This is a genomic window from Larkinella arboricola, assembly GCF_003259745.1.
GTDB classification, from domain to species: Bacteria; Bacteroidota; Bacteroidia; order Cytophagales; family Spirosomataceae; genus Larkinella; species Larkinella arboricola.
In genome coordinates this window covers 98,126-120,863 of the sequence record NZ_QLMC01000006.1, presented here as the reverse complement: position 1 = coordinate 120,863, position 22,738 = coordinate 98,126, and the positions used below count along the sequence as shown (strand labels likewise).

21 protein-coding genes are annotated in these 22,738 nt (G+C 48.2%); 6 read left to right on the top strand and 15 right to left on the bottom strand.

The genetic code is table 11. The features are described 5' to 3' along the window. Positions 1-14 precede the first annotated feature (14 nt). The 4 genes from LX87_RS22750 to LX87_RS22735 form a co-directional block, all read right to left on the bottom strand. Complete coding sequence (locus LX87_RS22750; protein ID WP_111630604.1) at positions 15-1,259, bottom strand: DUF4153 domain-containing protein; 1,245 nt, start codon at positions 1,257-1,259, stop codon at positions 15-17. A 62-nt stretch (positions 1,260-1,321) separates the two neighbouring features. Next, a complete protein-coding gene (locus LX87_RS22745) occupies positions 1,322-1,627 on the bottom strand; it encodes a winged helix-turn-helix domain-containing protein (protein ID WP_111630603.1) in 306 nt (101 codons plus the stop codon). Positions 1,628-1,677: 50 nt separating this feature from the next. Beyond that, entirely contained in the window at positions 1,678-2,316 is a 639-nt protein-coding gene (locus LX87_RS22740; RefSeq protein ID WP_111630796.1) for a hypothetical protein, read from the bottom strand. Between the two features lie 267 nt (positions 2,317-2,583). Then, positions 2,584-5,004 carry a TonB-dependent receptor gene (locus tag LX87_RS22735; RefSeq protein WP_111630602.1) on the bottom strand — a complete coding sequence of 807 codons (2,421 nt, stop codon included), beginning with the start codon at positions 5,002-5,004 and terminating at the stop codon, positions 2,584-2,586. 239 nt (positions 5,005-5,243) lie between these two features. Here LX87_RS22735 and LX87_RS22730 point away from each other — a divergent pair, with 239 nt between their 5' ends. Next, a complete protein-coding gene (locus tag LX87_RS22730; protein WP_111630601.1) occupies positions 5,244-6,266 on the top strand; it encodes a sugar phosphate isomerase/epimerase family protein in 1,023 nt (340 codons plus the stop codon). Positions 6,267-6,385: 119 nt separating this feature from the next. On the opposite strand, the gene LX87_RS22725 is transcribed toward LX87_RS22730, so the two are convergent. The 5 genes from LX87_RS22725 to LX87_RS22705 form a co-directional block, all read right to left on the bottom strand. Continuing rightward, positions 6,386-7,348 (bottom strand): site-specific integrase, encoded by a 963-nt coding sequence (locus tag LX87_RS22725; RefSeq protein ID WP_111630600.1) that lies wholly within the window; start codon positions 7,346-7,348, stop codon positions 6,386-6,388. A gap of 262 nt (positions 7,349-7,610) precedes the next feature. Then, positions 7,611-9,029: a DUF1593 domain-containing protein gene (locus LX87_RS22720; RefSeq protein WP_111630599.1), complete on the bottom strand. Its 1,419-nt coding sequence runs from the start codon at positions 9,027-9,029 to the stop codon at positions 7,611-7,613. A 232-nt stretch (positions 9,030-9,261) separates the two neighbouring features. Next, positions 9,262-9,891 (bottom strand): MCP four helix bundle domain-containing protein, encoded by a 630-nt coding sequence (locus tag LX87_RS22715; RefSeq protein WP_111630598.1) that lies wholly within the window; start codon positions 9,889-9,891, stop codon positions 9,262-9,264. A gap of 168 nt (positions 9,892-10,059) precedes the next feature. Next, a complete protein-coding gene (locus LX87_RS22710) occupies positions 10,060-10,416 on the bottom strand; it encodes a hypothetical protein (RefSeq protein WP_111630597.1) in 357 nt (118 codons plus the stop codon). Positions 10,417-10,551: 135 nt separating this feature from the next. Next, positions 10,552-10,965, bottom strand: coding sequence for a GreA/GreB family elongation factor (locus tag LX87_RS22705; RefSeq protein WP_170139430.1), 414 nt, complete (start codon positions 10,963-10,965; stop codon positions 10,552-10,554). Between the two features lie 325 nt (positions 10,966-11,290). Here LX87_RS22705 and LX87_RS22700 point away from each other — a divergent pair, with 325 nt between their 5' ends. After that, the gene (locus LX87_RS22700; protein ID WP_111630795.1) at positions 11,291-12,169 is read left to right on the top strand and encodes a helix-turn-helix domain-containing protein; all 879 of its coding nucleotides are present in this window, start codon (positions 11,291-11,293) and stop codon (positions 12,167-12,169) included. Between the two features lie 69 nt (positions 12,170-12,238). Beyond that, complete coding sequence (locus LX87_RS22695) at positions 12,239-12,976, top strand: SDR family oxidoreductase (protein WP_111630595.1); 738 nt, start codon at positions 12,239-12,241, stop codon at positions 12,974-12,976. A 133-nt stretch (positions 12,977-13,109) separates the two neighbouring features. On the opposite strand, the gene LX87_RS22690 is transcribed toward LX87_RS22695, so the two are convergent. Further along, the gene (locus LX87_RS22690; protein WP_111630594.1) at positions 13,110-13,442 is read right to left on the bottom strand and encodes a winged helix-turn-helix transcriptional regulator; all 333 of its coding nucleotides are present in this window, start codon (positions 13,440-13,442) and stop codon (positions 13,110-13,112) included. 1,674 nt (positions 13,443-15,116) lie between these two features. Between LX87_RS22690 and LX87_RS22665 the strand changes: the two genes are divergently transcribed. Next, positions 15,117-16,199, top strand: a complete 1,083-nt coding sequence (locus LX87_RS22665; RefSeq protein WP_111630589.1) for a fatty acid desaturase family protein — start codon at positions 15,117-15,119, stop codon at positions 16,197-16,199. 243 nt (positions 16,200-16,442) lie between these two features. On the opposite strand, the gene LX87_RS22660 is transcribed toward LX87_RS22665, so the two are convergent. After that, positions 16,443-16,634, bottom strand: a complete 192-nt coding sequence (locus tag LX87_RS22660; RefSeq protein ID WP_111630588.1) for a cold-shock protein — start codon at positions 16,632-16,634, stop codon at positions 16,443-16,445. Positions 16,635-16,791: 157 nt separating this feature from the next. Next, positions 16,792-17,007, bottom strand: a complete 216-nt coding sequence (locus tag LX87_RS22655; protein WP_111630587.1) for a cold-shock protein — start codon at positions 17,005-17,007, stop codon at positions 16,792-16,794. A 421-nt stretch (positions 17,008-17,428) separates the two neighbouring features. On the opposite strand from LX87_RS22655, the gene LX87_RS22650 reads away from it, so the two are divergent. Next, a complete protein-coding gene (locus LX87_RS22650) occupies positions 17,429-17,965 on the top strand; it encodes a GAF domain-containing protein (protein ID WP_111630586.1) in 537 nt (178 codons plus the stop codon). A 275-nt stretch (positions 17,966-18,240) separates the two neighbouring features. Here the strand turns inward: LX87_RS22650 and LX87_RS22645 are convergent, their stop codons facing one another. Together LX87_RS22645 and LX87_RS22640 are read right to left on the bottom strand one after the other, a co-directional pair. Then, a complete protein-coding gene (locus LX87_RS22645) occupies positions 18,241-18,957 on the bottom strand; it encodes a LolA-like protein (RefSeq protein WP_111630585.1) in 717 nt (238 codons plus the stop codon). A gap of 153 nt (positions 18,958-19,110) precedes the next feature. Beyond that, positions 19,111-20,727 carry a sensor histidine kinase gene (locus LX87_RS22640; protein WP_111630584.1) on the bottom strand — a complete coding sequence of 539 codons (1,617 nt, stop codon included), beginning with the start codon at positions 20,725-20,727 and terminating at the stop codon, positions 19,111-19,113. Positions 20,728-21,182: 455 nt separating this feature from the next. On the opposite strand from LX87_RS22640, the gene LX87_RS22635 reads away from it, so the two are divergent. Then, complete coding sequence (locus tag LX87_RS22635) at positions 21,183-22,115, top strand: FKBP-type peptidyl-prolyl cis-trans isomerase (RefSeq protein WP_111630583.1); 933 nt, start codon at positions 21,183-21,185, stop codon at positions 22,113-22,115. A 126-nt stretch (positions 22,116-22,241) separates the two neighbouring features. On the opposite strand, the gene LX87_RS22630 is transcribed toward LX87_RS22635, so the two are convergent. Then, on the bottom strand, positions 22,242-22,673 hold the full coding sequence (locus tag LX87_RS22630) for a response regulator (protein ID WP_111630582.1): 432 nt from the start codon (positions 22,671-22,673) through the stop codon (positions 22,242-22,244). Between the last annotated feature and the right edge of the window lie 65 nt (positions 22,674-22,738).

The following is a 22,738-nucleotide window of genomic DNA, read 5'->3' as shown; positions in this document are numbered from 1 at the left end:
TTACACCGTATTCTTTAGTTGAACCCGAATAAAAACGGAAACAAAAAGGTCACGATCATGGCCCATAAGCCGTAAACAGGCAGGTAAAAGGCAATGGCTTTTCCGACTTCCGCAAGGTCGGCCTTCTTTGTAAGCACTTTGAAAAATTGCGCCGTCACAAACAAAAGATGAATTAAAATTAAAACATTCGCTCCCAGAACGGCGGCCCTGTTGGGCGTAATTCCCCATTCTGAAATCCGGAACAGGATGGCTGACAGCGCAATACCGTTGACAAGTATGGTTACACAAGAGAGCAAAAAAAGAACCCAGACTTCCAGCTGGCTTTTGGTTGCCTTCGATGTTTCTGCAACGGAAAAGAAAATGATGGCCAGTACGCCAACTAATAACGCATTGAAGATCAGCAGAAATTCCCGGTCGTTGTAAGGGTCTTTACCCGAATAAATGATGGCGATGAGGTAAATAACCAGCATGACCAATACCAGCGGACTGAAGATTTTCGCAATGACTGGTGAAACCTTGCCTACCAATTGCGGATTGGTCTGGGTTAGAAACGTGCCGACGATGGGTACGGCGGCTAACCCGCACACCACCACATAGTTGAAGTAAAAGTTTTGAATGTGCCAGCCGATCAGCTCGAATAACCCAATGGTGATTCCTGTCATCAGCATACCCGCGAGCAGAAGGAGAGCCGTCATGACCACCAGTTCCCCGTTATACCGTAAAAAGTCGAGTCGGTTGATACCACCGCTAAGCTTTCCTCCTCCAAACGTGAAGCCCAGAAAAAACCACAGCAGTAAGGGTAAATGAATACAAGCCAGGATCAGGGTATCGCCGGGGCGACCTTGCGGAAGAGAATTGATAAACCCGATGGCAATCAGGATGAATCCCGCCAGCCAGGCGCCTGTTTTCTGCGAAATTTTGTTTTTCCAGGCAAAGTAGGCGATGAGGAGGGGAAATACGATGAAGCCGATGTTCCGGGTATAAAAAAACTCCTTGTCTAAGGAAAATAGGTCCGGTAACTTGGCCAGCAGGGCCGCGAGCAGGGAAGCACCCACTACCAACACCCGCTCATCGCGAGTGCCCCACAACAGGTCTTCGGGGCTATAGTTCAGGCGTTGATACCACCCTTCGGCAAGCGGATCGCCCTTAAGTTGGGGATACAGGGTGTTAAATGCTACCTTAAAAGCCAGCTTGTCGTTCCGGTACAACTTTTCGAGTTGCAGGGGATTGTCCATGTTCAACAGAATTTCCTGGTGCATAAAAGTAGAAGTGTTTCTTTGTAAAGAACTTTGTAGTTCAAAGTGAAAAGGTAAAATAAAAATTACTGACTTTTATTGTTTACAATCAGCCGCTCCAGGGCGTCCATATGATTTCTAAAGGCCGCCGTTCCTTGGGCGGTGACCTGATAACGGGTATTGGGTTTGCGCCCGATAAACTGCTTTTCGACCTGCACATAGCCCGCATCTTCCAAAGACCGCAGATGACTGGCCAGATTGCCGTCGGAGAGTTGCAGGGTTTCCTTCAGAAAGCTAAAATCAGCATAGTCCGCTACCAGCAGCACCGACATAATACCCAGCCGCACCCGACTCTCGAAATCTTTGTTAATATGTTTCAGATAATCCTTCACTTTTTCCTGACCATGCGCTGCACTGATCGTTACGTGTCTGCATTTTTCGGTTATAAACTGGACGTATTTCGTTCGTATTTATAGTGTAACAGGATGCCGTAGAGAATATTCAACCCTCCAAAGCCCGCTGCCCAGGCCAGCAGCCCATACTCGATCTGAAAACAGGCCAGTAATCCAAGTGCTATTTCTCCCAATCCCAGATAGCGAATATCGGAAAAGGTGTATTTACTGCTATGAATCAGGGCAAGACCGTAAAAAATCAGCATTGAAGGGGCCAGCAGAAAGAGGAGATGGTGGTATAGCAGCACCAGACAGAAGACTCCTCCAACCGCCAGCGGCAAACATAAGGTGGTGAACCAGCGCTGTCCCTGGTGGTGCCAGATGGACTGCCGGGCTTTTTGAGCCTTCAGCCAGGTAAGAACAAGCACCGAACTAAGGGCCAGTACCAGGACGGCCAGGATTACCGTCGCTAAAAATGTGCCCGTCTCCTGGGTAAGAGGCTTCTGGTAAATATCCTGATAGGATGTATGTCGCTGATTCAGAAACCATTGGATCAGCCTCACTCCGACCAGGGCCAGTAGACCAACTACAATTCCGGACAATCCGCTTAAGGCCGTAAAGCGGGAGGAACGCTGCATAAGGCTGCGGATTTCCTGTAGAGATGCGAGGTGCTCTTGATAGGTCGTCATATAAAGTACTTTGTTTTTCAAAGTTATAAATGATTTTTAGTATACAATAGCTTTTAATGAAAATTTTTTCGACGTGTAGGAAGACCCGGAGCGATACGGCCAGCCTGGTGTCGAAACGCTTGAAGAAACAGCCTGAAAAGCCAATCGGCACGTTCATTTCATGGCCCTGTTATAAAGCGTGCATTTTAGACTTGGGTAAAAAAAGACCGCCTTGCTTTCGGGAGAAAGCAAGGCGGTAAACGAAATACCGTGTATTAACCCGTTGCGTTAAAACCGGTAGGAGAGCGTTGCCATAAACTGCCGGGGTGGAATCGGCATGATGCTATAGCGGTCGTGAATGAGGTAGTTGAGCGTATTCGTCAGGTTTGATACTTTGGCCAGCAGCGATACTTTCCGGTATGTATACCCCGCTGACAGGTCGAGAGTCGTGAAACCGTTCAGCGGAATCAACCGGCTAAATGCCGGAGTTTGCCCGTAGGTGTTATTGTTGCCACCAAAGCGATTACCGGTGTAGAAAGCCGAAGCGCCCACTTTTAAGCCCCGTAACTGAGGTAAGTCAAACGTATAGAAAATGGTGCCGTTGGCCGTATGCGCCGGGTTATTGGTCAGCCGCTCTCCTTCAATGGGTGAGCCTTTGACAGGCGACGCGTTTGTATACCGCATGTAGTTGTAACCGTAGCCCGTGATGAAATACAGGTTTTTCGATAAATTACCGGTAAAATCAATTTCCAGTCCATCGCTGGTTGTCTGGCCGGTAAATTCTTTCACGTTCGCATCGGTGTTGGGCGTACCGTCCGCCCTGAACGGAGCCATCTGGGCCAGGTTGCTGTTGACGATGTGGTAAATGCCGAGGTTAGCCCTTATTTTCCCGCCGAACAGCTCGTTCTTGACGCCTACTTCAAACTGATCGATAATCGAAGGTTTCAACACCTGCCCGTAAATATCAAGCCCGGTGTTAATCGTAAAGTTATTCGAGTAGCTACCGAAGATGGACGTGTTCCGGGTCGGCTGGTACATCAATGCAACTTTGGGCGAAAAAGCGGCATCGGTTTTTGTCTCAGCCGTTCCGCGCGTTTCAGCCTGCGTTTGTAGGTTCCGGATCGTTGTCTGAACGGTTTTTTGCTGCGACCACCGAATGCCGGCCAATAGTTTAAACTTGTCGGAAAGGCTGATTAAGTCCTGCACATAAAAACCATTCCGGACCGAAGGGGAGGTTGTTTTGGTTGTTACGATTGCATCCGGAATGTCAGTACGAGCCTCATACAGGTTCGGATTCAGGATGTTGATCTTATCGTAAGAAGTTCTGCCCTCTCCATAGTTGATTGTGTAGGAGTTGCTTACGCTGACAATGCCTACGATATCGCCACCCACCAGCACCTGATGCCCTACAAAACCCGTGTTAAATTTCCCGTTCAGGTTAACCTGCCCCGTATAATCGTCTTCGCTGGTACCGGTCCGGCTGAGTGCGCGTGTCCAGTCACCATTGGCCGCTACGTTGTTATTGGGTACCCCGGCCCCATACGCCGATATCTTTGTGGCCTGTGCCGATGCGATAACGTTCAGTTTCCAGTTGGCATTAAAGGCATGATCCACATTCACCGAGCCAGACGTTTGATCAACATGGTTGTAGGCCCAGTTGGTATTGATAAACCGTGAGCGCGGCACATCCGGAATGATGGCATCCTGATTCTGGTTCAGCGAGCCGATACCGTTGTCAGGAGTCAGATTCGATTTCAGGTAATCACCCTGGAGCAGAATGGTGGTTTTCTGGCCTAGCTTATACAACAGCGACGGATTGACATAAACCCGTTCCGTTTTCACCACATCGCGGTAGCTATTTGATTTTTCATAGGTGCCTACCACCCGGAATGCCAGATTCCTGGCTATGGGGCCGTACACATCAATAATGGGCTTGTAAAGTCCGAAGCTGCCAATCCGCATCGATGCTTCACCGCCAAAATTGAACTTGGGTTTTTTGGTGACCATGTTGATAATCAGACCACCGGATGTGTTGCCGTACAGCAGAGCGGAACTTCCTTTCAGCACCTCCACCGATTCCAGCGTACTGGCTTCGGGGAAACCCATTGTATTGGAAATCACGCCATTTTTGAAAATACTGCCTCCCGCACCGGCAATGCCAATGCTATAACCGCGGGCCGAGAAGGTTTCGGCAACGCCACCCCGCTGCTGGGTTAACGATACGCCACTTACATTTTTCAGAACATCTCCCAGCCGGGATGCCTGCTGGTTGGTGATGACAACGTTGTTGACGACACCCGTCATCTGCGGGATGTCCAGGGGAGCAATACCGGCTTTCCCCAGTGTAACTACCTGATTATTGCCGGTTACTTCTACCTCACTTAACTGGTAGGCGCTTTCAGCCAGGGCGAAATCGATTGTGGTGGTTTGGCCCGCATTTACCGTCACACTTTTTTCCTGGGTCTGTAACCCTACAAATGTTACCTGTAACGTGTAACTGCCTGGATGGATGCCTTTTAACAAATAGGTCCCTTCTTCGGAGGTAACCGTTCCTTTCCGGGTTTCTTTTAGACTGACATTAACGAAGGCGGCTGGATTGCCATCACGCGTTGTAACCAGACCCTTGATTGAACCAGGTGTTTGTGCCAGCAGGGGGGCACAAGCCAGCAAGCATAGAATGAAAGAGAATGAGAAATATACTTTTTTCATTTATTTAGACTTATTATAAGTAGTGCAAAGGTAAGGGCCGTTTCCTAAGTTCCAATCGTTCGTCGCAGATACCATATTTTATTATATTCTTTACTGATAAATTACCAGCGAGAAAAGAGCTCTCGTATAGGTAATAAGGGTCAGTCCTTACCAGACCATGTGCAAATGCATCTGTCTCCCATTCAATTTGTTTGAAAACCTTTTTTGACTTAGCTGGATTTCCTGACCCTTTAGACAAGATGCAAAGAAGAAACTTCCTTAAAAACGCCACCGCCCTATCTGCCGGGGGAATGCTGTCAGCCACCCATTCCCTGGAACCGGCGCCTTCCCAACAACCTAAGAAAATCGGAATCCAGATTTATTCCATTCGCCGGGAATTACAGAAGGATATGATAGGGCCACTGAAAGCCCTGAAAGACATCGGCTTTACCCATGTGGAGCTCTATGGCTATGAACAGAAGGACAAAAAAGGCTCAGTTTTGGGGTATTCGTTGAAGGACTACAGGAAGCTTTTGCAAGACGTTGGCCTGGAAGCGACGAGTTCGCATTTGGAGCCCCCTCTGAAAAGTCTTTATAAATTTGGCGACGGGGGCGGCACCGGGAAAGGGGAGCGCAGCATCCAGATCGAACGGTATACCAAGCAGAACGCTGGCACAATCATTGAGTTTTGGAAAAGAGCCCTGGCCGATCATCATGACCTGGGGGTGAATGTGCTGGTACAGCCTGCCATGCCCATCGTAACTAATCTGGATGATGCGAAATGGGTTTGTGAAATCTTTAACCAAACGGGTGAGCTGGCCCGGCAGGCAAACATGCGTTGGGGGTATCATAACCACAGTGCGGAGTTTAAACGCATCGGGGCAAAACGGGGTGAAGACTGGTCGCCGGAAATGACCATCACCAAGGCCACTTATCCTACCGAGATTTTCTACGATTTTCTTCTGACTCATACCGAGCCCAGCCTGGTGTTTTTTGAGATGGATGTCTACTGGGCGGTCATGGGCCAGTGTGACCCTGTTACGTACTTCAACCGCTATCCGGGCCGCTTTGCCCAGTTGCACATCAAAGACCGGGACATTCTGGGTTCCACCGGATTTATGAATTTTGAAAACATCTTTACCGTCGGTTACTCCACTGGCGGTTTGGAGCGGTATTATGCCGAATTAGAATATCCTGGCACGGTTAGCGGGGCTTCTGCTACCCAACTTCAAGCTGTCAGGCAGTCCTATGAGTATCTGGCCAAATCGTTGTTTGTCAAATAGAACCGTCCGTCAACCCCGAAAAAGAACTTCCCCGTCCGAGTCAAATTTTTACGAAAGGCACGGGTTATCCGAAAGCCATCCCTATTCTGACGTCCTATCGCTGGTCCAGTGGGTGGCAATCAAAGTCCCAATTTCATGGCGGCATTGTGCTGACGGATGTTTTCCAGCCGGGTATATTTTTGAATCATCAGGGTGGTTTTGTGCTTGGTCTGCCGCATGACCTCCGAATCATCAGCGCCATTGAGTTTAGCAATGGTGACAAACGAAGCCCGCAGGGAGTGCGCCGAGTAGGAGGGACCCATATACCGTTTCACCAGATCATCCACGGTTTTATCCGTCAACCGATCCCCCGTTAGCTGATCTCCTTTACGGACCCTGACAAACAGAGGATTCGGCCCCCCAGAGACGGAACCCAGCCGACCGACCCAGGCCTGCAAGGTGCGGATGGGACATAGCGCTACCTCGGGACTATAATAAATAGCTTTTTCTTCATGATCTCCGTACTGGTTGGTCTTGCTGCGGCCCATCGAAACAACCAGCCCCTCTTCCGTAAACGAAAGGTCCTCGACATTCAGGGCCACCAATTCACTCCGACGAAAAGCACCGGTGAAGCCCAGTAACAGCAGGGCCTTGTTGCGCAGACCCGCCATCGATTCGGTTTCCATGCCTCTCAGCAGCGTTTTCAGGCGGTGCAGCGTAAAAGCCGGGGCCTGTTTCTGACGAATGCCCTTCGTGCGTTTAATGCCTTCGAGAACAATCTTGAGTTGCTTGTCGGTGGTAGGACTGTCGAAGCCGCGCACCTGGTGGAGTTTGGAGATGGCCGCTAGCTTGCGGGTTAGGGTTGACCACTTGCAGGTGTCGGCCAGGTGGGCTGTGTAAGCCGCAAGGGTAGTCGGCTGGGCCGGCAGATCAAGGTAACCCTGTTCGAGGCACCAGGTCTGAAAGTGTTGCAGGTCGGCCCGGTAGGCTCGCTGGGTATTGGCAGATCCTTCCAAACCGGTACGAGCATACTGCGCAACTCGGTCGACAAGCGTGCTGGGCGAGGCAGAATCAGAAGCGGTAACAACGAGGGCTTTTTCCATGTACTGTTACAATAGGTGTAAGCGGGTGGAAAGATACGAAAAAGAGGGTACGGCTGATAAACGTATCTGAAGTAAGAAAGAATTTCAGCGTGAATCCTGCCATTGGATCAATTCGCACGGCTAGTCCGTGAAGCTCCCACCAATAAACGCAAAATGCAGATGGGAGCCGTTAACTGATTTCGGTTCTCCTTTATTGCATAGGTATGTCAGGGGCATTTGCCACGTCAAAAAATACACTGTAGCAGGCTCAGTCGTTTGTCCGTCAGGGAAAAACGGTCAGGATTACCCGTTGATACCGCGTCAAAGCGGGCGTCCCTTTGTCGGTCACGGCCAGTATAAAATGCATGGTTTCCGGTTTCTGGACCCGTGGCGCGACCAACGTAGCCACCGCCTGTTGTCGGTTTGTCAGGACGGGCAGGCGCGAGCCTGAATATGAGCCCACTTCCGGGTAATAAATCCACTCATAGGACAGCTCATTCCCATCGGGGTCGGAAGATCCGGCTCCACTGAGCGTGACGTTCTGACCACTTTTTGCCCGCAACTCGTTTGCATGCGCTAGTTTGACGACCGGCGGGTGATTGGCTTCCCGGTAGGATTTAACGGTCCAGTCGATGCGGGCGGCAAAATCATTCTGATACGCCTGACGCCACCGCCAGATGGTTGCTTTATTGCTTTCATACCAGCCGCCATTGGTGCCTTGTACCTGATCTTCAACATCCGTCCAGATGGGACGGGTCTCTGGCTCCAGAAACCATTTACGGGTGCGGGGTGTATACAACTCATACCGTCCACCCCAGCTACCGTAGTTTGGATGTTCAGGGTCACTTAATCCATTCATAATCAACCCAAAAAAACTAGGGGTGTCGCCCTCCATGATGTACTCGGTATGCGGGTGTTCAGCGCCCAGCGGCCCGTGATTTTTTCGGATATGGGTATCCAGCCAGGCGTTGTTAACCAGATTCGAATCGGAACCCGCGAAGCCCGGTGCATACGGAAATACATCCCCGCTGATTCCCCGCCAGGTCGAATGCTCGTAGCCGCCTTTATCGTGAAAACCCGGGCTAACAATGTAAAACAGTTGCGGAAAGGTCCGCCGAAGCCAGGGACCCGAATCATCCTGATCCGAGATAGCATACACGCGAAGTTTCGCCACAAACTTGTCAACCGCTTCGGGCGTTCGGGTCTGGCGAACCTTCCAGAGCGCCTGCGCCAGGCAGTTGGCCCCACCCCAGATGGGTATCCAAACGGGTCGATCATCGGGCTTATCGACCACGGCAATGATGTGTTCCGACCCTTCGGAATCGTTGCCGGGACCGACTGCATCCATTCCGTATTTAGGAATGGCGGCTTTAACGACACTAAGCAGATGGGCAGTCTCCGGATAGCCTTTTTCATGCAAAAGCAGGTTATTCCTTACTTTACCGTAGGCTTCCACAATTCGCCGGATGCGTTGGGGCGCGACGCGGTTTTGCTGGTGTACCGACGTGGTCGCCACCAGCCCTTCTACATCCCACTGATTCACGTAGGTCAGAAAACGAACCAGCGATTGGGCATCGTCGGGTTCGTTTTCAATATCAGTCAAAACCAGCACCCGTAATTTTTGCTGGCTCTGCTGAGCAAATCCAGCCTCTGGCCGCACCGCCAGCAACAGAAAGAATGAGAAAAATACCAATGATTTCATTCGGGGAAGGGTCTAAAGGTACGTTGCTGCGCTTTTTCAGAACGGTCTGGCAAATCGGTCGGGTTACCTCTTCCATGCCTTGATGCTCTGAAACGGACGGTTTTCAGCATAATAGGTGTACAACAGCTTACTATTCGCAAAATAGGATTGAATACCCATGATAGCAAGTAACCCAAATGAATGCTTTGTACTGGCAGGCGGTGTGGCTACGCCCCGGTTATGGTTGAAGGGCTTAAAAACGATGCCAGAAGAGGCATACGCCAATGACGAGCACGAGACCAATCTGGAGGGCGGTTAAGACATACAGGTAATTGGTTTGGCCACTCGACTCGTTAAGCAGCTCCTCGCCCACCCTCAACTGCAAAGCCGACAACTCCGCCAGGGTTTGGGCCAGCTGATTAAATGCGGTAGCTCCCGCCCCGACAAACAGAATCTCCTGTGCGTTGGACCGATCATTCAATTTGCTTATAAACGCTTTTTCCAGTTCATTGTAAACCGCCAACCGTTTTCTCAGCCGTTTCAATTCATCGGTTTCCTGAGGGGTCAGTTTCGTCTGGTCAAATGCCGTTAGCAGCGAGTCGGCCTGTCGGTTGATCCCATCCAGCCTGGATTCCAGGAGCGCTGGCTTGGTTTTCTCCCGTCCGTAGGCTTCCAGCAGCAGGCGTTTCTGGTAGACCTGTGCGGTTAGCTGAGCGATCATGGCGGTGGGAACCAGGCGATCCTGGTAAATGGAAGCCGATGCTCCCCGCAGCTGATGAACGCTCCGACGGCTCAAAAAAATACTGATCAAGATAAAGCACAACAGGCTTACCACCAAGAGGGTAAGACGTAAACGGGAGCGGTTGATGGCAGACGGTTTCATGCGATAGGTAGGTTAAGCGATTTGGTTTCAACTGATTTTCTCGTACTCAAGTTAGTAAGAATACGGCCCCAATACTTAGGGAAGCCATTATCTGGATGGCTCCTGAACCCGGCAACGTTTGAAAGCAGCCCCTGATCGGGCTGATCCGGTTGCTGCCCTGATTAGGGGTCAGGGCTTATCGTATTTGAAGACCAGATAACGGATCACATACGGCGGATAGGTTCCCTCATTGACTCGAAAAGCGCCATTGGCCCCTCGTTTTTGGCACTCTTCCTGCAACTGTTGGTTGACCCACTGAGCCAGATCGGCAGGAGTCAGCGCCGGAGGGGTGATGGCGACAACACCCCGGCGCTCAAACTCGCGGGGTAAATCCCGCTCGAGTAGAAAAACAGAAACCGAATCCCGCTGAGCCCGTGTCAGCTTTCGGTGGGAAGGCCGGGGGTTGGTGGCGATAATCAAACCCGTAACCAAACAGATTACGATCATCAAAACCCCGGTATGGTTTTCCAGAAGCTGCTTCATCATCGGACGTTAGTTTTGAACCGCGGCTGACTCCCGTTTAGCCCGGGAAGGGCCGTTTTGTTAGTCTATAAATGCCGACAGCGGGTTTTTGACAAGCAGGGAATCGCTGGAAACCGGCTACCTGGCTGGCAGGCGTTATCACAACGCATAATCTCCTGCCGCTTCGGGCTGGTAGAGGATGCGATCAATTTTCACATTCAGCGTCCGGTTCAGCACCGGTAAGCGAATCACATCATGCTGTTTACAGCCCAGCAGCGCCGTGGCCAGTGGGGCAAAGATGGAAATTTGATTCTGGGGCACATCCACCTGCTGGGGATACACCAGCTTCAACTCCAGCGTCCGGTGGTGGTTGTCGAGGTAGACGATTTTAACCCGGGAGTTCATCGTTACCACATTGGCCGGAATGGTACGGGGATCCACCAGCGTAGCCCCGTCCACGCATTGGGTGAGGGCTTGGCGTTGGCGCGGAGCAATCGTAGGATTCGCTTTTGCCAAATGAATCTGTTGCTTGAGTCGTTGATAGTCCTGGGTCGTTATGAGGATTTGTGACATGATCGAAAACGAGTTAAAGTGGATGGCGTATTGGAGTTTCGCCCCTATTCGGGCTAAATGTCCAAATAGGGGCGCCCTGCCCATCCTGTTAAAATTAGCTCAAAGTTTTGCAATTGTAAATTTACAATTGCAAAACTATTTTTGCAACGAATGAATAGCCTTATTTGCTTTCCTGGGGGCCGCATACCGTAAAAAGTTGGCGCTATAAGACGAAAAACGTGAAGGAACCATCACAAAATGACGTGCCTGAGTGGGAGGGGAGGTAATTCGATGGAACAGTCATTTATTTTTTCATGTTATTCTTGCTCACACGACAAGCGTACAAGTGGTAGAAACCAAGGGATTACTAAACCAGATCAAACACCATGATAGATTACCCATCACGGTAAATCAAAATTGTGCTGTACCCCTCCCCGAAACGGTATGGCCGAAACTGCTTCAACCCCACAGGCTCGCTTATTACTATTTTGTGTTTGTGGATCAGGGGTTAGAAACCTTTCAGGTAGATGGCCAGCAGGTTACCATTGCCGATAGTCAGATTATTTTTGGTACGCCTAACCAAATTTTTGCTCATCCCTCTCCCAATAAAGATACGCAACAGTATAAAATCGGATTTGATGGACATACTTTGACGCTGCTTCCACAAGCTTATCCGTTTCTGCTTAATCCTTTAAATACAAGCACGATTACCTTTGAGCCAGAGGCCAGGGCGCGGGTGAAAGCGGTGCTATCTATGTTGTTTCAGCTCCTCCATTCGCCGGGGAAGCCCAAAAAAGTGGACATCATTCTAGCGCATCTCAATGCGTTGTTAACCGAGTTTAACAGTGCTTACTTCGAGCATCATCATCAGCCGGCTCCCACAAATCCCAAGTTTTCGAAATACGTAGCCTTTACTCTGGCTGTGGAAACGAACCTCACGGAGCAGCATGATGTACACACGATTGCTAAACAACTGGCGATGACTCCCAATAATCTCTACGGGGTTGTCAAAGAGTTTTCAGGTCTTTCGCCCAAAGAATGGATCATCAACCGACTCATTCAGGAAGCGCAACGAAAATTACACTACTCCTCCTCTTCGGTTAAGGAACTGGCTTACGAGCTCGGATTTAATGATCCGGCTTATTTCTCACGACTGTTCAAAAAAAGGACTGGCAAGAACGTGAGTGACTTTCTGGCCGACCAACATAGTTTGTCCAGTAAGTGAGGTGATTTGTCCATGTAAGTTGTTTTTTGGGGGGCGACTTTTGCCCTGTTCTAGAAGCAACTTAATAAGATGAAATCAGCCTTAGTAACAGGAGCCAACAAAGGTATTGGCCTGGAAGTCGTGAAGATGCTCGCCCAAAATGGGTTTTATGTTTATCTGGGTAGCCGTAACCTGGCTAATGGCGTATCCGTCGTGGAAAAGCTTCATGCGGACGGAATTCGCAACGTGGAAGCCATACAACTGGACGTTACGAATGACGAATCCGTTCAGGCCGCCCGTGCACGGGTCGGAGAAAAAACGCCAAGACTAGACGTACTGATTAACAATGCCGGTATTTCAGGAGCATTGCCCCAATCGGCCCTGGGGACGCCAATTGATCAGTTTAAAGAAGTCTATGAGACAAATCTGTTTGGGGTGGCACGAGTCACACAAGCCTTTATCGATTTGCTCAGAAGCTCTTCTGCCCCCCGCATTGTGAACGTGACAACTGCCATGGCCTCGCTGAGTTTAGCTGCCGACTCTTCGGCAAGCAGTTACCATACTAAATTGGCCGTCTACCAGTCCAGTAAAGCTGCGCTCAACATGTACACAATCAATCTGGCTTACGAACTACGCGACACGCCATTCAAAGTCAACGCGGTTTGCCCCGGTTGGACGCAGACCGATTTTACAGGCTATCAAGGCACTAGTACCGTCCAGGAGGCCGGACAACGTATCATTAAATATGCGCTGATTGACCAGGATGGCCCAACCGGACAATTTTTCAGTGAAGAGTACTTCTACGCCCCGGCTACTTGCCCCTGGTAAGATTGACCAATCAGGCGTCTATCGACCGATGGCTTCATCGCTACTTTCTTCAAGCCCTCAGATTTGTCTACTCGGCAAGGATGGGGGTTTGTTGTTTATAACGACCTACATGGCAAGTCTGTATTGTCGACAGTCAATTAGCTAGTTGGCCGAGCTTTGGTAGTTGGCGTAGAATGGGCAAGGCTAAAGTCCCTTTTGGGGTCATCGTATATTCGATCCGGCCTGGAATTTCGGCATACACGTTTCGACTGAGCACACCCAACGCCACGAGGGCTTTTAACTCGCCAGCCAGCATTTTTTCGCTGATGGCCGGCAATTGCTGCCGGAGTTCACCAAAACGAACGGTGTGTTCACCGACGAGCAGAATGATGAACAATCGCCATTTTCCCGATATTACGGCTACGGCTTTGTGGATGTTGACATAGTCTAATTCTGACGGTATTTTCTTTCGGTTCGTTTGGGCCATCGTAGTTGATTTAGATCATGAACCGATTTTATTAATTTCTCCGAAAGGGGCCTTGTAAACCCCGAAAAGGACGCAATGCGGAGATTCCTAAATAGATGCTACAGGAAGAAGATCGTTGTAGGGAAACCGCGTCGGTGTTTGCCAACGTTCCTTAAAAAGGTGAGCGAATGGAGGTAATACGGCGAAGCCTGGGTAAAGATACGATAAAAGGATTTATGGACTAACAATCTGTTTTATAGAGTTAAATCATGTCCATTTGGACCGGTATCGATCGATACGCTACTGGCCATATTTTAATTACAACAGGAGCTAAGAACGTGCTGAAAAACGTTTAACGGTCTACGTAATTTTTCCGAAGGTGAAAACACGTAAATTCGTAGGGACTACCCAATCAGGCTGTAAAAAATTGCTAAAACACGCTCAAGGGAGAATTTTCTGCAAATTCCGGTAACATTATTGCAACTTTATTGAAAATAAATCGTTTATAAGTAGCTACCTCTTCAGCGGTCCCCTTCACTACTCCCTGATTGACCGTTCTCCGTCCTAGCAACAGATTAGCTTGCTTTTTCTTTTTAATGACATCCTTTACTAAGGATATTTCCTGATGATAGGCTCTTCTTGGCACATTTGGAGACTCCAGATTTACATAAGTTAATGTTACAATATTAATTTTCTCCTCATGATCCAGCTACCCAGTACAAGTTCTTTTACCACCTTGCTTGCCGGAATTAGTGGTTACTTTCAAAAAATATTCCGTCCGGTGATTGACCAGGAATGCCTGATTCTTCAACGGTTTGCACCGAGTACGAACGACCGGCATAACTTTCTTTCGCACACTAACCAGCTGCAGAAAGCATTTTTACCAATTCGCACTGATTCGTTTAATTCCCAGCAAGGAATCTTTGACCGACTCCCCTAATTTTAGGCAGATAGTTATAAAACAGTGTAAACGAATTAAACCCGGAATCCATGTCAGCCATGACTCACAAACAACGTCGCCACGTAGCAATAAGGCCGATTCCTACGGACAAAATGCCTTATTTAGTTCGCGGCCAGGCGAATACCGTTCTGCATCTTTCCGGTGAGCAGGCCGCCAAACGATCTGATTTAATTCCTCAGTTTCAGAAAACCTGTTAAGGCCCCTATTCAACGTAGTATGGCCTTTGTATTTGACCGGTTATTTATTCAAACAAAAAATGGGTTTGTCTGCCGGGTTCTAATCTGGTTTTTCAGCATAAGACGGCTTTTTCTGCCCGGTGAAAATACCGATGCTACCGGGATGGATAAACATCAGTGGGTTACTAAAAGAATGGACCGGCAGATCAGATTTACATGGTATATCTGATTGCTGCCCTAACCATTTTATATTCCGTTACGGGAGCTTATTATTTTTATGGGGCCAGAAAGGAGAAATCAAACTCCCTTAACCAGCGCTATAATTATTTCTATTCAGCCATGTTTTTGGTGGCCGCTCTGTTCTTCCTTTTTCTTTTCTTTTACCTTTTCAGATAAGGGCGTTTTCTGTCAATAACTTTTAACTCATACGCGTTATATCCTACCCAAAAGAGCTACAATAACATTAAGTAGGATAAAGAATAAAGAGTCCGTTTCGCTTAACCTAAAAATAAAAATACTGAACTGGCTGGAGGAATAACCTGGCTTGTAATTTAATCCATGAGATCACAAACGGTAAAATTTTCCAATCGGAATCAATCCCAATTCTTTCCGGTGCTGCGGCAGCGGGTTGATCAATATTTCCAGCAAAAAACGATCTCAAAACTGGGAAATCAATCGTTGGTTTGGAAAGGACTTACCATGTTAAGTTTATTGCTGGTACCGTATGGACTGATTTTAAGCAATCAATTTTCACCGTGGATTTGCCTGGGACTTGCTATCATAATGGGCCTGGGAACCGCAGGCGTAGGCATGGCGGTCATGCATGATGCAAATCACGGTTCTTTTTCGAGGATACCGTGGATTAACGCCTTCTTTAGTGCAACACTTTATTTACTGGGTGGAAATGTATTAAACTGGAAGATTCAGCACAACACGCTTCACCATACCTATACAAATATTCATGAGGTAGACGAAGATATAACGGGCAAGTTTTTGCTGCGTTTGTCTCATGGTGATCCACACTGGAAAATTCACCGGTATCAGCACATTTACGCTTTTTTCCTCTATGGCCTGATGACCTTATCCTTTCTGGTGAAAGATTTTCGGCAGGCTTACCGCTATACCCGTCACAAAGGCAGTAAGCTAATCAAGCCGTTCTCCAAACTTGACATTGGTATTCTCCTGCTCAGCAAGGTAGTTTATGGAGTATTCATTGCCCTGTTGCCGCTGTTAATGACTGATTTATCGTTTGGGCAGTGGCTACTCGGATTTCTGGTCATGCACCTTACTGCCGGACTAATTTTAAGCACGATCTTTCAATTGGCGCACGTTGTGGAAGGGGCTGAGCAGCCAGCTCCGGATACGGAGGGCATGATTACGACTGCCTGGGCGATTCACCAGTTACAGACCACGGCTAATTTTAGATGTCCCGTGGCCTTATCCTGGTTTATTGGCGGGTTGGATTTTCAGGTCGAACATCATCTTTTTCCGACCATCTCCCATGTTCACTATCGGGCTTTGTCCCACATTGTTCAGCAGACGGCCCAGGAATATGCCTTACCCTATAACCGGAAGGAGTCTTTTTTTTACGCCATCCGGTCGCACATTCGAATGTTGAAAGTTTTAGGAACAAGGGTGTAGGGAAAGAAAACTGCATTTCCCAAAATATGTAAAGACTTTGCTAAACAAGGTTTATAATTGAATCGCTTAAAAAACGATTCAATTATAGGTACGTAACGGATCTTAAATCAACGTCTTTTTTAAGGGATATACACTTTAAAGCGGCCTGATTAGTATTAAATTTAGTGAAAAGTATTTTATGAAAACAAAAAAAACATGCCATAAAGCATGTTTTTCGGGTATAAAAGACTGGTTTATTTATGGCTATACGATCTCCACATTAACCGCGTTTAAACCTTTTTTTCCTTCCACAAGTTCAAACTTAACCTGATCGTTTTGGCGAATAGTATCAATAAGGCCGGAGGTATGAACAAATATATCCTGTTCTGAGCCATCGGGGCTAATAAACCCAAATCCCTTGAGCTCATTAAAAAATTTAACAGTTCCTGTTTGCATTATCTGATTAGATTAATAATTGAGTAAATGTATGGTTAATAAATAGCATTTCCTATCTATTTAAACTTTATTCTAAAATAGAAGGTGCGGTTATTGGAGTGACTTCCGTGCATCTATACTTGTATATCAGTACTCGGTCAGAAAATTGAACGGTTTATTAGGAAGCCGCGGACATCGGGTCTCGAATTTGCTTTACGTTTTTGGCATATAAACCTTTCAGCCCCAGCTCAACTTCATACGTTACTTTGTCCTGTTCTACCAGCGAATCCAGGCAATCCGAGATATGAACAAAGAGGTCAGGGCTCAAATCGGAGGGGACAATAAAGCCAAATCCCTTCTTTCTATTGAAAAACTTAACGGTTCCAGTTGCCATTGTTTCTTAAAAATTAATGTGAATAATCAGGTTGTTTACTGCGGTATAAAAAGGCCACTGGTTTTCGGTATTTAATTCATGTAATGAAAAGGATAATACCACCTATTGTCATTCACTCCGGTTGAGCTTATATACTTACTATACCGTTCGCTGTTGCTTCTGAGTCGGCCTTGACAGACCGTTTGCTGTAGACATAGGCGGGGCGGTCATCATAAAGTTTCGGCAGTAAAGCGATGAATCCTTCTTTCATTAACTTGATTTGTTGGAGAAATGATTTGAAAGCAAGGGGTTTGTTTTTAGAAACTTAGTGCAGTATTGCTGGTAATCATTACCCGGGCCTGATGTACACACTACGCTACCGTGAAAGGCGAGAGGATAAAGCGATGAGTAAACTAAAACGGAAGCCTGCGGTTAAGCACTCATGATACCTTTAGACGCGTTATCGGACACTATTAAAACGATCATTATAGCAGGTGCCTCCCCGAATCATACGCTAAATCAGGTGGTACAAACCGTCGGAAAGGCCCTGAATGCGGATCGATGCTTCCTCTATGTGCGCCAGCCCGAGCAGGCGCGGGGACGAACCGCTTTCTGCTGGCGGAAACACGAAGGAATCCCCGACAAAAATACGATTCAGCCTCACTGGCAGCCTGATACGGAGGAGTTACCCAAAGAAGATCCGCTGATTCGGGCAGCACTGGCCATGAAGCCGTCGGTCTACGTGGATGATGTTGACAGGGCCGACCCTCAGGTGCTCAACCGGCAGTTTGAACGCGAAACGTTCGGTCACCGGGCGTTGATTCACGGGCATATCCAGCGGCAGGGTCACCTTTGGGGGATTTTGCAGCCATGTATGTTTGGCAGTCCCCGGCACTGGACTGAGGAGGAAAAGGAGCAGATTGAGGCCATCCTGCCTTGTTTGCAACCGGTCATCGCGGCTTATGTGGCCACTGACTGAAGCCTGCCAATACCGTAGTCCGTCGTATTGCTATCAACTTGTAACCGTCCTTAGGCTTTAAAACCGGACGATTATGCAACACGCGCCATTTTGAGACAACGGTGAAATACCGGCCAAAACAAAACCCAGCAAATGGTTGCTGGGTTTTGTTTTGGCTTTTATCAATATGGTTTTAAGCATTTTACCAGCTACGGAACTCCGGTAGGGCTTGGAGGTCAGCTATTTACTGCTGTCTGCTGACCCACGGCTCCTGCTGTATTTCTGGTTTTAAAAAATCATTTAGCCGGTTTTTTAAAGATGGCCTCATCGACCGGGCCGTTGATCGTGACTTTATTGGTGGTAAAAACGAGGTTTCCAGCCTGTTCACTGGTCATGTGAGTGGTATTGGCAAATGGGATGCCTTCTACCTCTTTATAATCCGAGAAGATCATCTCGCCTTGCTGACCGTTCATATTAACTTTAAGTTTATTCAGTAAATAGGTGTTAGAGTCCAGGTATTCCTCCATGACCAGCCCCTCTTTGGTCGTAATCTTTAGATGGTAGGAGTCTTTGCCTTCCACTTTCTCTTTTCCCACCAGTTCAACCTTATTACCTTTTTCCTGGTAATTAACCAGCGGACCAAAAGGATCAAGCTGGCCCAGTTGCTGTTTGACCATTTCAGCCGGCATATCTTCCGGATTCCCTGAGCCACCCATCATCGCCGGGCGGATCATCCAGCCGGTTGAGCCATCGATAACCTGAATCATGGCGTTGCCCATCACCGACGATTCCGTGCGCAGTGCTTTGCCAACCACCATAGTTGTTTTATTCGGAATGTCCATGCCCTGAACCGAAAGCGACCGTTCGGTGTAGAGGGTCTTTACCCCATTTAGCTTGTCCTTGCCGCCCAGGGCCGTAACGTGTTTACTAACAATCTCTTCTACGGTTTGGGCGGTGGCAGCGATGGAGACCAATGTGGCCATTGCAATGGCCAGAAAAGTGCTGTTTTTCATTAGCGAGATAAGTATGATTTATGGAATATACGATAAAAACCGGTTCAATGCTGTTAAATCTAGGGTATGGGTTGGGTTTTAATCAGCCCGCCGGGGCTTGACTGCTGCCTTCGCTCGTGCCGGAACGAGTCCGCTTTTCAGGAGTCTCCCGCGTCATGACACTTCCTGTCTGGGCAGTCGGACTGTACAAAGTGTATACTGGTTTTGCTGACTTTCAATAGCCAGGCTGCCGCCCAGCAACTCCACGATGCGGTGCGACAGTGACAGACCTAAACCCGTACCGGGGTATTCCGTCACGTTCCAGGCCCGATAAAAGCTTTTGCACACATGCTCAACCGCATCGGCAGGAATGCCAATGCCATAGTCCTTCACCATGAGCACATACTCCCGGGGGGCCTGGGTAAGCGATACCTCGACGGGAGTTTCAGAGCCGCCCGAATACTTCAGCGCGTTGCTGATGAGGTTGTCCAGTACCTGCTCGAGTAAAATAGGATCCGTCCACAGCAGGGCCGTTGACTGTTCACTCGAAAAAACGACGCGTTGATAAGTCTCATTCTCCACCTGCTGCTGCTGGATCAGATGCTGGCAAAAGGCCACCAGATTTAACCGTTGCCGACGAACCTCCAGCTGACCGGCCTGCAAACGTTCGTTAAACAAAACTTCGGTGATGAGTTTATCCAGCCGGTGAATGTCGCGCCCGACCTGCTCACAGTATTCGGCCACCTTTTGAGCAAAAGCCCGATCACTACTCCGTTCGCTAAACCGTTTAAGGGCCTCGGCTTTCAGAGTGATGCTGGCCATGGGGTTGCGAAACTGGTGGGACACCAGCTTGACAAATTCGGTCTTGAGCGTGTTCATTTCCCGCTCCCGTTCCAAAGCGCGAACTACCTCTTTTTCGGCCAACTGTAGACGGCCCAAATCGGTATCTAATCGGTATTTAACCGCCTGAAGGTGGTTCAGCTGGTTTTCCAATTCTATCTGAGCCTTCTTGAGTTGGCTGATATCCAGACAGGTCCATAGCACATCGCTGCCTACTTTATCAAACTTGCCGTCAATCCACATGTCAAAGCCCAGGGCCTTAAAGTGGCCGGTCAGCTGCTGGGGCTGGCCGGTTTGATAGCAACCTACCAGCTTCATCCAGAAGATGTTTCCTTTTACCTGAGGAAATAACGTTAAAAGGGTTTGATTGAAATGCTGTTCGATGGTCAGGCCCAGCGTAGCCGCATTGGCCTGATTGATCAACTTGTAGGTAAAATCAATGGGCTGGCCCTCCATATTCAGAATGGGTTCAAACAAGGCGATGCCCGCCGGTGATTTTTCCACAATCGCGGCCAATAGCTGGTTCTGCTGGTTTGCGTACTGCTGATACGCCTGCCGTGCCTCTTCAAACTGTTTTTGCTCGGTCAGATCCTTGATCAACACCGCAAACCCGGCCAGCTGCCCCTCACCGGTATACACCGCAGTCAGAGTAACCCGTGCCCAGAAACGGCTTTGATCCGGGCGTAGAAGCCAGGTCTGTTCAGTAAAATAATCCAGCGCAAGGGCCTGCTCAAGCTTCGTAGGGATTACTTCGCCCGGTGGATAAAGCAAGGAAAAAGGATGTTCTCTGGCTTGTTGAGGGGAGTACCCCAGAAGTCGGTGAGCAGCCTGATTCCAGCTTTGGATCAAGCCGAGTGGATCAAGTAAAAAGTAAACATATTCGGGGGCATACAACTCCAGTAAGCGGTCATGTATCTGGTTTTGTTGCTGAGGAGACAATTTCAATGGCATATCTTTTCCCACTATCCTATAACTATAGGTAAATAAAATATAATTTTTTGGATTTTTATACGGCTAGGAAAGATTCTGTCATTCCCGTTCGACCAAACTGGTTAAATCCTGAGCAGAAAGAAAAAGGGCCCCGTTTGCTCAGGATTTAACCAGAATTGGTCCAGGGTCCAAACCGTATCAGGCCGGTGACTTTATAGACTTGCTAAAAAATCCAACGGCTCACTGGCCTGACCCATTTGTTTTAGCAGACCAACCACAACCTGTAAGAAAATGTCTATCGGATATGTTTGAATAGTGAGGTTGCTTCATTGCCTATACCTGAAGCTACAGAACGGTTTAAGGTGTTGGCGAAGTGAGAAAATCGAATGATACCATAATTTTTTGACGGTTTACAACGGTTTATCAGCAGCTGGGCTCCTTGAATTTAGGTAACTTTGTCGTATTATCTACGTATCATGAATACAGAATTGAGACAACTCAGAGCAGGTATAATGATGGCCCTACTGTTGGTCGTCAGCCTTAGCGCCTGCAACAAGAATAACTTCATTGACCCCAGCCCGGAAGTCGCCCGGGAAAATGATCAGCAAATCAGAGATTACCTGAATGCCAATAAGTTGTTAAACAGAGTAACGCCTACAACTACGGGTTTATATTATTTGTTTACGGACACAACCTCTACGCGCAACAAAAAACCACAATATAACGAAGAGCTTGAGTTTACATTTGCCTTGTCGTACATCGCTGGCACGAAAGCGATTCTGTTGGATAGTACCAAACAAACGCGGTCAACCTTTATTCCTTTTTTGCGTGGTATGGTTGTTCCAGGACTCGAAGAAGGGCTTCTGTTGATGCAGGAAGGGCAACGGGCTATGTTCTTTATGCCTTCTGCCCGGGCTTTTGGGCAGGGTAAAAAAGATACCATACCCGCCAACGTTCCCGTCGTGTTCGATGTGGCGCTAATACGCTCACGGACCGAAGCGGAGCAGATTCAGGAGTATGTAACCCGTAAAAAGCTAGGTATTCCAACGTTCAAACCATTCGTTGAAAACACGGGAGATAGTGTCTGGGTGTACCGGCTTTCTCAGGGTACGGGGCCTAAAGTCACGGAGGATAAAACGGTCACGGTTGCCTACACGGCTACCACCTTGCGGGGAAGTGCCCCTTTTGCTAAACAGGACACTAAAGAAATTAGAATGGGCGCTACTCCACCAACCGATGTCGCCGGTTTAGTCACAGGGCTCACCGCACTAAATGTGGGGGACAAGGCTTTATTTATCTTTCCTTCCTCGCTTGGCTATGGTGCTCAGGGCATCAATGACCAGACCAACTACATTGTCACCCCTTATGCTCCCCTGGTGTATGAAGTGACGGTTAAATCAATGAGATAATTTTTGTGATTAGGGTATTCAGCCTGCTCATGCTGGTTGTTCTTCTTGTAGGCTAAACGGATATCTTATCCATTCGTATGGGTATAGGGTTAAGGCAAACCGCATAAATATGACAGCCTGCATCCGTTACTGAAAACTATTGGGATGTAGACAGGCCTGCCAGTATGAAATAATTAAATGGATTTGCTGCTTAAGCTGAAGGTATGTACTGGCTTTGGTATGAAAGCCCTGAATGTTGCCCTTATAAGCTTCCAGGACCTGTTCCGGACCAGCGCCCGTCGTGAAAAAGATGAAGGGAATGGATTTTTGCTTTAAATATTCATTAGCATCAATCTGACGACGTAATTCCAGCCCGTTCATTCTATGCATATTGATGTCGCACAGAATAATAAGTGGTTTTTCATGAGTTGTCAGCAGGTAATCTAGCACCGGCTGTCCATCCCGAAACGTCCTGAGCTCATTAGGAAGTCCAAGTTCAGCAATGGCTTTTTTCAAAAAGAAATGGTCATCCTCGTCATCGTCAACGTAGACAATGGGTCCATCTGTGATTGGTGCCATGTTTGTTTGATTAATAAAGTAAGTCACTCGGAAAGATAACTTTCCGAGCATACAATGGGTTTATT